Source organism: Microbispora sitophila (genome assembly GCF_014892245.1).
Taxonomy (GTDB): domain Bacteria; phylum Actinomycetota; class Actinomycetes; order Streptosporangiales; family Streptosporangiaceae; genus Microbispora; species Microbispora siamensis.
Window position 1 is genome coordinate 107,777 of record NZ_JADBGC010000006.1, and the last position, 12,846, is coordinate 120,622.

The 12,846-nt window shown below is 72.3% G+C and carries 13 protein-coding genes; 7 read left to right on the forward strand and 6 right to left on the reverse strand.

Features of this window, described 5'->3' with window-relative positions:
• Window positions 1-45: 45 nt before the first annotated feature.
• On the reverse strand, window positions 46-1,143 hold the full coding sequence (locus IL992_RS12630) for a sigma-70 family RNA polymerase sigma factor (RefSeq protein WP_319018512.1): 1,098 nt from the start codon (window positions 1,141-1,143) through the stop codon (window positions 46-48).
• Between the two features lie 91 nt (window positions 1,144-1,234).
• On the opposite strand from IL992_RS12630, the gene IL992_RS46130 reads away from it, so the two are divergent.
• The gene (locus tag IL992_RS46130) at window positions 1,235-2,824 is read left to right on the forward strand and encodes an OmpA family protein (protein ID WP_319018513.1); all 1,590 of its coding nucleotides are present in this window, start codon (window positions 1,235-1,237) and stop codon (window positions 2,822-2,824) included.
• Window positions 2,825-3,093: 269 nt separating this feature from the next.
• Here IL992_RS46130 and urtE read toward each other — a convergent pair whose 3' ends face one another.
• From urtE to urtA, 5 genes are read right to left on the reverse strand one after another with little or no spacing between them, the layout of a single operon-like run.
• Window positions 3,094-3,786 carry an urea ABC transporter ATP-binding subunit UrtE gene (gene urtE, locus IL992_RS12640; protein ID WP_193203541.1) on the reverse strand — a complete coding sequence of 231 codons (693 nt, stop codon included), beginning with the start codon at window positions 3,784-3,786 and terminating at the stop codon, window positions 3,094-3,096.
• On the reverse strand, window positions 3,773-4,549 hold the full coding sequence (gene urtD, locus IL992_RS12645; RefSeq protein ID WP_319018514.1) for an urea ABC transporter ATP-binding protein UrtD: 777 nt from the start codon (window positions 4,547-4,549) through the stop codon (window positions 3,773-3,775). The genes urtE and urtD overlap by 14 nt, the downstream gene beginning before the upstream one ends.
• On the reverse strand, window positions 4,546-5,610 hold the full coding sequence (gene urtC / locus IL992_RS12650; RefSeq protein ID WP_193203542.1) for an urea ABC transporter permease subunit UrtC: 1,065 nt from the start codon (window positions 5,608-5,610) through the stop codon (window positions 4,546-4,548). Before urtC ends, urtD begins: the two co-directional genes overlap by 4 nt.
• Window positions 5,607-6,461, reverse strand: coding sequence for an urea ABC transporter permease subunit UrtB (gene urtB / locus IL992_RS12655; protein WP_193203543.1), 855 nt, complete (start codon window positions 6,459-6,461; stop codon window positions 5,607-5,609). Before urtB ends, urtC begins: the two co-directional genes overlap by 4 nt.
• A 9-nt stretch (window positions 6,462-6,470) precedes the next feature.
• Entirely contained in the window at window positions 6,471-7,697 is a 1,227-nt protein-coding gene (urtA, locus tag IL992_RS12660) for an urea ABC transporter substrate-binding protein (RefSeq protein ID WP_226872849.1), read from the reverse strand.
• Window positions 7,698-7,879: 182 nt separating this feature from the next.
• On the opposite strand from urtA, the gene IL992_RS12665 reads away from it, so the two are divergent.
• The 6 genes from IL992_RS12665 to IL992_RS12690 are packed head-to-tail and all read left to right on the forward strand — an operon-like array spanning window position 7,880 to window position 12,841.
• Window positions 7,880-8,182, forward strand: coding sequence for an urease subunit gamma (locus IL992_RS12665; protein WP_030506285.1), 303 nt, complete (start codon window positions 7,880-7,882; stop codon window positions 8,180-8,182).
• On the forward strand, window positions 8,179-8,535 hold the full coding sequence (locus IL992_RS12670; protein ID WP_193203544.1) for an urease subunit beta: 357 nt from the start codon (window positions 8,179-8,181) through the stop codon (window positions 8,533-8,535). The genes IL992_RS12665 and IL992_RS12670 overlap by 4 nt, the downstream gene beginning before the upstream one ends.
• Window positions 8,528-10,246 carry an urease subunit alpha gene (locus IL992_RS12675; protein ID WP_193203545.1) on the forward strand — a complete coding sequence of 573 codons (1,719 nt, stop codon included), beginning with the start codon at window positions 8,528-8,530 and terminating at the stop codon, window positions 10,244-10,246. The genes IL992_RS12670 and IL992_RS12675 overlap by 8 nt, the downstream gene beginning before the upstream one ends.
• A gap of 1 nt (window position 10,247) precedes the next feature.
• Window positions 10,248-11,162: an urease accessory protein UreF gene (locus IL992_RS12680; RefSeq protein WP_193203546.1), complete on the forward strand. Its 915-nt coding sequence runs from the start codon at window positions 10,248-10,250 to the stop codon at window positions 11,160-11,162.
• A 45-nt stretch (window positions 11,163-11,207) separates the two neighbouring features.
• Window positions 11,208-11,933 carry an urease accessory protein UreG gene (ureG, locus tag IL992_RS12685; protein WP_193203547.1) on the forward strand — a complete coding sequence of 242 codons (726 nt, stop codon included), beginning with the start codon at window positions 11,208-11,210 and terminating at the stop codon, window positions 11,931-11,933.
• A 5-nt stretch (window positions 11,934-11,938) separates the two neighbouring features.
• On the forward strand, window positions 11,939-12,841 hold the full coding sequence (locus IL992_RS12690) for an urease accessory protein UreD (protein WP_193203548.1): 903 nt from the start codon (window positions 11,939-11,941) through the stop codon (window positions 12,839-12,841).
• Window positions 12,842-12,846: the final 5 nt, after the last annotated feature.

Here is a 12,846-nt window from a genome sequence, read left to right on the forward strand (position 1 = left end):
GGCTCGGTCCTTCCGGGTTGTCGCGCTGATGATTCCTGTCAGCACCTACAACCCGCGGCGACCGCCGGACTCATCGCTCTGCCCGGGTGTCAGTTCCGCCGGCAGGCCGAACGCCGGCAGGTGGGCGTCCAGGAACGAGACCACCTCGGCGATCAGCGGTCCGCGCAGGGCGAGCAGGTCCAGGCCCGCGGCGGCGTAGACGCCGCGGTCGTCGTCCCAGAGGTACGTGCCGAACGCGACCTGCCCGTTCGCCCGCGCCGGCAGGAAGCGCCAGCGCCGGTTCCCGGCCGTCTCCAGCAGGAAGCCGCGGATGTCGTCGTGCCCGTGAAACCAGGCCGTCAGCGGCGGCATCGAGTACTTCGCGTCATGGGTCAGCATCGCCACGATGGCGTCCACGTCCGCGGCCTCCCATGCGGCGGCGTACCGCCGGGCCGTCTCCCGCCACACCGGTTCGCCGAGCAGGCCGAGGGTCCGCTGCTGGGTGGCCGGCGGGACCAGGCGGCCGAGCGTGGCGCGGGCCCGCTGCAACGCGCTGTTGACCGCGGCGACGGTCGTCTCCAGTAGGCCGGCGACCTCGCCTGCGCCGTAGCCGAGGACGTCGCGCAGCAGCAGCACGGCCCGCTGCCGAGCCGGCAGGTGCTGCAGCGCGGCGACGAAGGCCAGCTCCACGCTCTCCCGCGCCACGGCGCGCGCCTCCGGGCCCAGCTCCTCCGTCCAGCTCGTCAACCGGTCGGGGAACGGCTCGACCCACGCCGCCTCGGCCGCCGGCGCGCCTCCCGGGCTCAGATCGGCGGGCAGCTCGCGCCGCCCGCGCCGTTCGATGAGCGTCAGCGATCTGTTCGTCGCGATCGCGTACAGCCAGGGCCGTACGGAGCCCGGATTCTCATATCCAGGGTTCTCGGATCCAGGGTTCTCGGATCCAGGGGCCTCGAACCGCGGCAGGGCACGCCAGGCCCGGTCGAGCGTTTCCTGGACGACGTCCTCCGCGTCGTGAACCGATCCCAGCATCCGATAGCAGTGCGCGCGCAGCTCGTCCCGCAACGGCCCGACCAGGCGCCCGAAGGCGTCGCCGTCACCGGAGCGGGCCGCCGCCAGCAGTTCCGCGCGGGACCGCCCCGTCCCGCCCACGAGATCCTCGTCCACCATCCCATCCTCACACCGTGCGCGGTCGGCGGCCCGACGGAGTAAGAATCTTGGCGGATGCCGCGCTCTTGGGAAACAGGGGACGAGAATCATGCTCAGGTCGAATCTCGAACGGCAGGGGATCACACGCGTGGGAGGCGGCCTGGCCGCCCTTCTCGTCGCGTTGTCCGGATGCGCCGGCGACGTCGAGCCCACCGGCGGCTCGGACGAGCGGAAGACGCCTGGCGTCACCGCCCGCAGCCCGGCCCCGGACGGCGCCGCGAGCCCTGGGGGGACCCTGGGCAGGGCGGTGCCCATGGCACACCGGCAGGGTCCCGCGCACGTCGAGGTCGTCGCGCTGAACCGGACGTCGGCCACCACGGTGACCGGCCGTTTCAAGGTCGTCAACGACGGTCAGACCGGGCTCGACCTGTCGACCAGCCTGTTCGAGGGCGGAAGGGGGGCGGACAGCAGCTCGCTGGTGGCCGGCGGCATCGGACTGCTCGACGGCCGGGGCAGCAAGCTGTACATGCCGCTGTCCACCACCGACCACACGTGCCTGTGCTCCTCGCTGGCCGGCACGACGATCGCGCCGGGCGAATCGGTGGACGTCCACGCGGTGTTCCCCGCGCCTCCGCCGGACGTACGGCGCGTGACGGTGACGATGCCGCTGACCGTGCCGGTCCAGGACGTGCCGATCACGAACGGCCCGCTCCGGCCGGCGGCGGACCAGACGATCGACCCGGCGTCGGTGGACCTGGCGCCGCCGCGGGTGCTCAGCGTGCACAGCCGGGCCGAGGGCGACGAACGTTCGGTGGACGAGGACGCCGACGGCCGCGCCGTACGGCTGTCGGCCGATGTGCTGTTCGCCCTGAACAAAGCCGAGTTGACCTCGCGGGCGAGCGCGCTGCTGAAGGAAGTGGCCGGGCAGATCGACACCTCCGGGGACGCCACGGTCGAGGTCGACGGTTACACCGACACCACGGGGAACGACGCCATCAACCAGCCGTTGTCGGAGCGGCGCGCCAAGGCCGTGGCCGACCGGCTCAGGACGCTGGTCACCCGGGGCGGCGTCACCTTCCGGACCGCCGGCCACGGCTCGGCGGACCCGGTGGCCTCCAACGCCTCCGAGGAGGGGAGGCGCAAGAACCGGCGGGTCACCGTCCGGTTCACGCCTTCGCCGCCCTCGTCGCCCTCATCGTCGGCCACGGGTCGGTCCTCGGGCGGGCAGCCCTTCCAGTGGACGCCCGGCGAGGCCCCGGTGTCCGGCAGCGCCGCGTTCACCGCCGACGGCGCCAAGGATCTCCGGGTCGAGGTCAACAGCGCGCATCGCGACTCCACAGGCCTGACCACCTTGGTCTGGACCGTTCGCAACACCGGGCAGTCCGACGCTGAGCTGCAGTCGGCGTTCGAGCAGGATCAGCGGTATCACGGCACGTTCAGCCCCTCCCCGAGCGGCACCGACGGCGTCACCGTGCTCGATCGGTCCGCCAAGATCTGGTACTACCCGTTGCGCGACTCCGGCGGGCAATGCGTGTGCACGTCCATGTCCCGCACGGCCGCCAAGAGAACGCTGGCGCCCGGAGAGAGCGTCACCTACGCCGGCGTCTACCGGCTGCCCGCCGAGGTGCGGAGCGTGGACGTCGACTTCCCCTGGCACGGCACGGCGGGCGCGCGGGTCGAGGGAGTCGCGATCGGATAGCCGGCGCTCCGCGCGCCAGGCTCCACGTCACACGCTCCACGTCACAGGTTCCGCATGACAGGAGGAAGCGGTCGGGCCGTGCGCAGTGCCGGGTCCGGACGGCCCCCACCGCCGGGGCGGTGCGGAGCCTCCGGCGCGGCCAAAGGCGTTCACACGTGCGATCGCTTCCTCCCTTCCAGCTTAGGCCGTGCCTGGCAGATCACGCCCTGCCACGCGTGGCCCAGGCTCGCGACGGACGGCATTCGCCAGGCACTCCCCAAGCGCCGGGGTCAGACGGACAGCAGCCGGTGAACCTCCGCGTCCCGCAGTTCCTCGGCCGCGCCGCTGCGGACCACCCGTCCGGCGTCGAGGATCACGAACCCGTCGGCCAGCCGCAGCGCGAGGTCCAGATACTGCTCCACCAGCAGGATCGCGAGACCGGTCGCGTGGAGGCGTCCGACGGCCTCCTCGATCTCCAGGATGATCGACGGCTGGATGCCCTCGGTCGGCTCGTCCAGGATCAGCAGCTTCGGCCGGGTGACCAGGGCCCGGGCCATCGCGAGCTGCTGCTGCTGGCCGCCGGACAGGAAGCCCGCCGGCCGTTTGAGCAGCGGCTTGAGCCGCGGGAAGACCTCCAGGGCCTCCTCCAGCGCCGCCCGGTCCCGGTGCGCGGACGCCTCCAGCGTGACCAGGAGGTTGTCCATCACGCTGAGCTGGGGGAACGTGTCGTGCCCCTGCGGCACGTAGCCCATGCCGAGCCGTACGCGCTGGTCCGGGCGCAGCCGGGTGACGTCCCTGCCCTCGAACGTCACCCTCCCGCCGGTCGCCGGGAGCACGCCCATGACGGTGTCGAGCAGGGTCGTCTTGCCGACCCCGTTGCGGCCCATCACGCAGACGAGGCGACCGGCGGGCACCTCCAGCGAGACGCCGAAGAGCACCCGGGCGCGGCCGTACCCCGACTCCAGTCCCTCAACGGACAGCATCCTCCGCACCCTCCCGCGCCCGTCCCAAGTAGATCTCCTGTACGCGCGGGTCGGCCCGCACCTGCTCCACCGAGCCCTCCGTCAGCACCCTGCCCTCATGCAGCACGGTGACCTGGGAGGCGTAGCGGCGCAGGAAGTCCATGTCGTGCTCGACCACGATGACGGTGTGGTCGCGGGCGACCTCGGTGAGCAGTTCGCCGGTGCGCTCGCGCTCGGCGGAGGACATGCCGGCGACCGGCTCGTCGAGCAGCAGCAGCCGGGGCCGCTGGACGATCAGCATGCCGATCTCCAGCCACTGCCGCTGCCCGTGGGACAGCACCCCGGCCCTGCTGCCCGCCAGTGAGGCCAGGCCGGTCGTCTCCAGCGCCGCCGTGACCTCCTCCGACACCCCGCGCCTGCGCCGCAGCAGCGACCAGAGCGGGCGGCGGAACGACGCGGCCAGGTCGAGGTTCTCCAGCACGGTGAGCTCCTCGAAGACCACCGAGGTCTGGAAGGTGCGGCCCACGCCGAGCCGGACGATCTCGTGCTCCCTGCGGCCCAGGAGGTCGTGCCCCTCGAACCGCACCGAGCCCCCGGTGGGCCTGGTCAGGCCCGTGATCACGTCGATGAGGGTGGTCTTCCCCGCGCCGTTCGGCCCGATCAGGAAGCGCAGCTCACCCCGGCCGACGGTCAGGTCCACACCGTCGAGCGCCCGGAAGCCGCCGAAGGCGACCTCCAGCCCGCGAATCTCCAGTAACGCGGATCGCACGTGCGCCTCGGTCACGTCCGCGCCTCCCTTCTCCGTACGAGGTTGGCGGCCAGGCCCGCGATGCCCTTGGGCGCCAGCGTCATGACGAGCACGAACAGAGCGCCCTGCAGGTAGAGCCAGGCGTCCGGAAGCTCCTCGCTGAAGTAGGTCCGCGCGTATCCCATGACGACCGCGCCGAGCACCGCGCCGGCCAGCGCGAACCGGCCGCCGACCGCCACCGCGACGACGAGTTCGAGCGAGGGGACGACACCGAGCAGGGCCGGCGAGATGATGCCGACCACCGGCACGAACAGCGCCCCCGCGATGCCGGCCATGCCCGCCGAGACGGCGAAGGTCAGCGTCTTGACGGTGGCCGGGTCGTAGCCGAGGAAGCGCACGCGGTCCTCGCCGTCCCTGACGGCCAGCAGCAGCCGCCCGAACCGGCTGCGGACGAGTTGCCGGGCGCCCAGGTAGAGCGCCCCGAGCACGGCCGCGACCAGCAGATAGAGGCCCCGCTGGGTCTCGTCGGCAGCCACGTCCTGGCCGAAGAAGTCGAAGAAGTTGGTCAGGCCGTTCGTGCCGCCGGTCAGCCCCTGCTGCCCGACCAGCAGGATCACCAGCGCCGCCGCGAGCGCCTGGGTGAGGATCGCGAAGTACGCCCCTCGTACGCGCTGGCGGAACACCAGCGTGCCGAGCAGCAGCGCGACCGCGACCGGCAGCACGACGACCATGGCCAGCGCGAAGACCGGGTTGCCGAACGGCTTCCACAGCGCCGGCAGCTTCTCCACCCCGCTCCAGACCATGAAGTCGGGCAGGTCCCCGGCGGCGTCGTTGAGCTTGAGATACATGCCCATCGCGTAGCCGCCGAGGCCGAAGAACACCCCCTGCCCGAGCGTGAGCATGCCGCCCTGGCCCCACGCGAGGCCGATGCCGAGCGCCACGATCGCGTAGCAGAGATACTTGGCCAGCAGGCCGAGACGGAACGGCTCCAGCAGCAGCGGCGCCGCCACCAGGGCGAGCACCGCCACGGCCGAGAACACCGCCGCGAACGCCGCCGGGCCCTGCCACCGCCGTACGGACACCGCGGGGGCCGTCATGTCAGCGCCCGCGACCGGACGAAGAACAACCCCTGCGGCCGGACCTGCAGGAAGCCGATGATCGCCACGAAGACCACCACCTTGGCGAGGCTGGCGTCGCTCCAGAACTCGGCGTAGGAGTTCAGCAGGCCGAGGCCGGCCGCGGCCAGCACCGCGCCGCGAAGCTGGCCCAGGCCGCCCGCGACGACCACGAGGAACGCGTCCACGATGTAGTACGTCCCGAGCGTCGGGCCGACCGGCCCGATCAGCGTGAGGGCGACCCCCGCGACCCCGGCGAGGCCGGAGCCGATGAAGAACGTCCGCTGGTCGACCCGCCCGGTGTCGATACCGCTCGTGGCCGCGAGCCTCCTGTTCTGCATCACGGCCCGCATGCGCCGCCCCTGCCCGGTCCTGTTCATGTACGCCCAGATCGCGAGCACCGACGCCGCGGCGAGCGCCATGATGAACAGCCGGTTGTACGGCAGGATCCCGATGCCGCCGCGCAGCCAGGCGGGCGAGGCGACCTGCACGTTGGGCGCTCCGAACAGGTCCCTGGCCAGTTGCTGGAGCATCAGGCTGACGCCCCAGGTGAGCAGCAGCGTGTCGAGCGGGCGGCCGTAGAAGCGCCGGATCAGCGTGCGTTCCAGGACCAGGCCCATGAGCCCGGCGACCACGAACGCGGCCGGGAGGGCGATCAGGAAGCCCACGCCCTGGAGCAGGTAGGCCGTGTAGGCCCCCGCCATGATGAACTCGCCGTGGGCCATGTTGACCACGCCCATCTGCCCGAACGTGAACGTCAGGCCGAGAGCGATGAGCAGCAGGACCGCTCCGATCGACAGCCCGATCGGCAGCTGGTTGAGCACTCCCTCCATGTCGGCTCGTCAGACCAGGCCGCCGGCCCAGGAGTACGTCTTGAGGTAGGGATCCGGCTTGATCGGTTCGCCGGAGTTCCAGACCTCCTTGATCTGGCCGTCCGGCTGGACGACCCCGATGCGCGCGGTCTTGTAGACGTGCTGGTTGTCGCCGTCGATGGTGACCTTGCCTTCGGGCCGGTCGAGGGACACGCCGCCGGCGGCCTTCTTGACGGCCTCCACGTCGGTGGTCCCGGCCTTCTTGACGGCCTCGGCCCACAGGTAGACGGCGTTGTATCCGGCCTCCATCGGGTCGGAGGTCACCTTGTCGGCGCCGTACTTCGCCTTGAACGCGGCGACGAACTTCTCGTTCGCCGGGGTGTCGGTCGTCTGGTAGTAGTTCCAGGCCACGAGCTGCCCGGCGACGTTGTCGACCCCGATGCCCCTGACCTCCTCCTCGGCCACGGACACCGACATGACCGGCATCTGGCCGGCGCTGATCCCGGTGCTCTTGAGCTGCTTGAAGAACGCGACGTTGCTGTCGCCGTTCAGGGTGTTGAAGACCGCGTCCGGCTTCGCCTCGGTGATCTTGTTGACGAGCGTGCTGTACTCGGTGTGCCCGAGCGGGGTGTACTCCTCACCGAGGATCTCCATCCCGTTGGCCGCGGCGTACGCCTTGATGATTTTGTTCGCGGTTCTCGGGAAGACGTAGTCGCTGCCCACGAGGAAGAGCTTCTTCTTGCCCTTCTCCTTCAGATAGTCGAGTCCGGGGACGATCTGCTGGTTGGTCGTCGCGCCCGTGTAGAAGATGTACGGCGAGCTTTCCAGTCCCTCGTACTGGACCGGATACCACAGCAGCGCCTTGCGTTTTTCGAAGACGGGGAGCATCGCCTTGCGGCTCGCCGACGTCCAGCCGCCGAAGACGGTGGCGACCTTGTCCTGCGCGATCAGCTTGGTGGCCTTCTCGGCGAAGGTCGGCCAGTCGGAGGCGCCGTCCTCCACGACGGGCTCCAGCTTCTTGCCCAGCACGCCGCCCGCCGCGTTGATCTCGTCGATCGCGAGCAGTTCCGCGTCCCTGACCGTGACCTCGCTGATGGCCATCGTGCCGCTGAGCGAGTGGAGAATGCCCACTTTGATGGTGTCGGAGCCGCCGGACGAGGCGCCGGTGTCATTTGTGGACGATTGTCCGGCACAGGCCGCGAGCGTCACGGCCGCCAGCGTGAACACCGCTCCGGTGCGCCATAATGAGTTACGCAAATGCCTCTCCCTTGCCGCCGCGGTCCCCGCGCCGATCCGTCTGCCGTCAAGGTGAGCGCGCGGTATTTCCCGCCGGAATCCCGGCGGTTAACAACTCATTAGCGAGGGCTCACCGCCGTCCGGATACGCATACGAAATCAGCGGGTAACGCGGGGGAAACGGCGGGTACTTATCGTCCCGCCATGCGGCTCACTCCACACGAACAGGAACGGCTCCTCATCCACGTCGCCGCGGGCGTGGCCCGCGAGCGCAAGGAGCGCGGCCTTCGCCTCAACCATCCGGAGGCGACGGCCCTCATCGCGTCCTTCCTCCTGGAAGGCGCCCGCGACGGCCGCAGCGTCGCCGACCTGATGGACGCCGGCCGCAAGGTGCTGCGGCGCGAGGACGTCATGGAGGGCGTGCCCGAGATGCTGGAATCCGTCCAGATCGAGGCCACCTTCCCCGACGGCACCAAGCTCGTCACCGTCCACAACCCGATCGCATGAGCGAGCGAAGCGAGCGAACCGGTGAGCACGGCATCCCGGGCGAGATCGTATGCGGCGACGGCGACGTGCCGCTGAACCCCGGCAGGGAGCGGATCACCCTGAGAGTCGTCAACACGGCCGACCGACCGGTGCAGGTCGGGTCGCACTATCACTTCGCCGCCGCCAATCCCGGACTTGAGTTCGACCGGAAGGCGGCCTGGGGCACCCGCCTCGACATCCCGGCGGGCACCGCGGTCAGGTTCGAGCCCGGGGTGGAGCGCGACGTCACGCTGGTCCCGATCGCCGGCCACCGCGTCGTACCGGGCCTTCGTCCCGAGTGGGCCGGGCCCCTCGACGGGAGGACCGATGTCTAGCGTCGAACGCTCCCGCTACGCCGCCCTGTACGGCCCGACCACCGGCGACCGGGTGCGCCTGGCCGACACCGACCTGTACGTCGAGGTGACCGAGGACCTGTCGATGGGGCCCGCCGGGGCGGGCGACGAGGCGGTGTTCGGCGGCGGCAAGGTCATCCGCGAGTCGATGGGGCAGGCGCGCACCACGAGGGCCGAGGGCGCGGCCGACCTCGTCATCACCGGCGCGGTGATCCTCGACCACTGGGGCGTGGTCAAGGCCGACATCGGCGTGCGCGACGGCCGGATCGCCGCCATCGGCAAGGCCGGCAACCCCGACACCATGGACGGCGTCCACCCGGACCTCGTCATCGGGCCGTCCACCGAGATCCTCGCGGCCAACGGCAAGATCGTCACGGCGGGCGCCGTCGACTCCCACGTCCACCTGATCTGCCCGCAGATCCTCGACGAGGCGCTCGCCTCGGGCGTCACCACGGTCGTCGGCGGCGGCACCGGCCCCGCCGAGGGCACGAAGGCCACCACCGTGACCGGCACCTGGTATCTCGGCCGGATGCTGGAGTCGCTGGACGCCTACCCGGTCAACGTGGCCCTGCTCGGCAAGGGCAACACGGTCAGCGAGGAGGGACTGCTCGAACAGCTCAGGGCCGGGGCGTCGGGCTTCAAGCTGCACGAGGACTGGGGCACCACCCCGGCCGCCATCGACGCGTGCCTGCGGGTCTGCGACGCCACCGGGGTGCAGGTCGCCATCCACACCGACACGCTGAACGAGGCGGGGTTCGTGGAGTCGACCCTGCGGGCCATCGGCGGCCGGGCGATCCACGCCTACCACACCGAGGGCGCCGGAGGCGGCCACGCCCCGGACATCATCACCGTGGCCTCCCACGCCAACGTGCTGCCGTCCTCCACCAACCCGACCCGGCCGCACACCGTCAACACCCACCACGAGCACCTGGACATGCTCATGGTGTGCCACCACCTCAACCCCGCCATCCCGGAGGACCTGGCGTTCGCCGAGTCGCGGATCCGGCCGACGACGATGGCGGCCGAGGACGTCCTGCACGACATGGGCGCGATCTCGATGATCGGCTCCGACTCCCAGGCCATGGGCCGGGTCGGCGAGACGATCATCCGCACCTGGCAGACGGCGCACGTGATGAAGCGGCGCCGCGGCGCGCTGCCGGGCGACGGCCCGGCCGACAACCTCCGCGCCCGCCGCTACGTCGCCAAGTACACGATCAACCCGGCCATCGCCCACGGCCTGGACGCGGAGATCGGCTCGGTGGAGGCAGGCAAGCTCGCCGACCTCGTCCTGTGGAGCCCGGCCTTCTTCGGGGTCAAGCCGGACCTCGTCGTCAAGGGCGGCGTCATCGCGTACGCGCAGATGGGCGACGCGAACGCGTCCATCCCGACGCCGCAGCCCGTGCTCCCCCGGCCGATGTTCGGCGCGGCCCCGGCCACCGCCGCCGCGACCTCGCTGCACTTCGTCGCGCCGCTCGCGCTGGAGGACGGCCTGGCCGGCCGCCTGGCCGTCGGCAGGCGGCTGGTGCCCGTGGCCGACGTACGCGCCCGGCGCAAGGACGCGATGCCGCTCAACGACGCCCTGCCGGACATCCGGGTGGACCCCGACACCTTCGCCGTCCACGTGGACGGCGAGCTGATCGAGCCCGCCCCGGCCGAGTCGCTGCCGATGGCGCAGCGCTACTTCCTCTTCTGACATGGACGGGGACGCGGCGCTGCTGCTACTGGCCGACTCCCGGCTCCCGGCCGGCGGGCACGCCCACTCGGGCGGTGTGGAGGAGGCCGTACGGCGGGGCACGGTCACCGGCACCGGCGACCTGGCGCGGTTCCTGCGCGGCAGGCTCGCCACCGCCGGCCTCGTCACCGCCGCCCTCGCCGCCGCCGGGTGCGAACTGGCCGCTTCCGAGACGGCCGCGGAAACCGCCCCCGGCGGCGTCCCCGGAACCGCCGCGGACAGCGGCGGCGCAGACCGGGAGCTCGGCGCCACCCGTGACCCGGGCGCACCGCCCGCGGATGACGCGGCGCACCGCGTTCTACTGTGGCGGCGGCTGGACGCCGAGGCCGACGCCCGGACCGCCTCGCCCGCCCAGCGGGAGGCGGCCCGCACGCAGGGGCGGCTCCTGCTGCGCACGGCCCGCCGGATGTGGCCCTCGGCAGCCCTGGACACGCTCGCGCGGGCCGTTCCGGAGGGTCCGCACCACCCCGTCGCGCTCGGCGCGGCGGCGGCCTCGGCGGGCTGCGCGCCCCGCCAGGCCGCGCTGGCCGCCGCCTACACCTCGGTCACCGGCCCGGCCACGGCAGCCGTACGGCTCCTCGGCCTCGACCCGGTCACCGTCCACCGCCTGCTCGCCGACCTCGCCCCGGCGCTCGACGACGCGGCCCGCGCCGCCTGCGCGTCGCTCGACGACGCGGTCCCGGCGGACGAGGAGCCGGACGATTGCCGGGCGGAAGAGCACCCGGGACAGCAGCCCGGGCGGCCCCCCGGACGGCAGCCGGGAGGGCACGCGGCATGGCAGGCGCGATGGCGCGCGCTGCCGGGGCACAGCGCGCCCGCGCTCGACCTCCTGGCGGAGGGACACCTGACCAACCCGATGAAGCTGTTCGTCTCCTGACATCCGCACCCCGGCCACCGCACGAGAAAGAGCAGGTACCCCGACATGGGCGCTCACCACGACGACCTCCACGACGCGGCCGAGCCACACGGGCGGGCGCTCCGCCTCGGCATCGGCGGACCGGTCGGCAGCGGCAAGACCGCCCTGGTGGCGGCCCTGTGCCGCAGCCTCGGGCCGTCGCTGCGGCTCGGGGTCGTGACCAACGACATCTACACCACCGAGGACGCCGACTTCCTGCGCCGCGCGGGGGTCATCGACCCGGAGCGGATCCTCGCCGTGCAGACCGGCTGCTGCCCGCACACCGCCATCCGCGACGACATCGCGGCCAACCTGGACGCCGTCGAGACGCTGGAGGAGCGGTTCGGGCCGCTCGACCTCGTGATCGTCGAGAGCGGCGGCGACAACCTCACCGCCACGTTCAGCCGAGGCCTGGCCGACCGGCAGATCTTCGTGCTCGACGTGTCGGGCGGCGACAAGGTGCCGCGCAAGGGCGGGCCGGGGGTGACCTCGGCCGACCTGCTCGTCGTCAACAAGACCGACCTCGCGCCGATGGTCGGGGCCGACCTGACCGTGATGTCCCGCGACGCGGCGGCCGTACGGGACGGCAAGCCGGTGCTGTTCACGTCGATCAGGGAGGACAAGGGCGCTCACACTGTGACGGAGTGGGTGACGCACATGGTCGACGCCTGGCGGCGCGAGCACGGCGAGCCGCACCACCATGCCGTTCACGGTGCCGTTCACGGCGCCGTCCAGCAGGCTCCGGCGTCCTGACCGGCATGACGGTCGTCACCGCGCGTGCGCTGATCAGGACGGAGGCCGCGGGCGGAGGCCGGACCCGGCTGGAGACGCTGCGGTCCGACCCGCCGCTCACGCTGCGGCAGACCGGCCCGCGGCGGGTCCATCTCGTCTCGACGGGCGCAGGCCCGCTGCGCGGGGACCACCTCGAACTCGGCGTGGACGTCGCCCCCGGCACCTCGCTGGAGGTCCGATCGGTGGGCGCCACGCTGGTGCTGCCGGGTCTCGCGGACACCCCCTCGATCATGGTCGTGCGGGCGCGGGTCGGCGCGGGCGCCACCCTGCACTTCTCCCCCGAGCCGACCGTCCTCGCCGCCGGATGCGCTCACCGCCTCGTCGTACGGCTCTCGCTCGCCGAGGACGCCACGGTCTTCTGGCGGGAGGAGATCGTCTTCGGGCGGCACGGCGAACGGCCGGGACGCGGCCACGCGCGGTTCGACGCGACCGTGGCCGGACGGCCCCTGCTCCGCCAGGACCTCCTGGTGGGCGAGGAGGCGGTGGACGGCGGCCCCGCCGTCTACGGGGACGCCCGGTGCGTCGGCTCGACCCTGATCGCGGGACCCGCCTGGGCTCCGCCCTCCGTGCCGGACGTCAAGCGGGAGCGGCGGGCCGTGCTGGGGGACGGCTGGGCGGCGCTGCCCCTGGCCGGCCCCGGGGTGCAGGTGTGCGCGCTCGGCGCGGACGCGGTCCAGCTCAGGGAGCGGCTGCGGCGCGGCGAGGAGGCCGCGGCCGCCGCCCCGCCACCACCCGGACCAGAGGCCGCCGCAGCACCGATGCCACCGGCCACCCCAGGTGCCGCCTCGGCGCGCGCCTCACGTGCCCGTCCATCCGGCGTCCCGTCAACCGGCGATTTCAGGGCTGAAACCGGCCGCCGCGCCCCGTAGCCTGG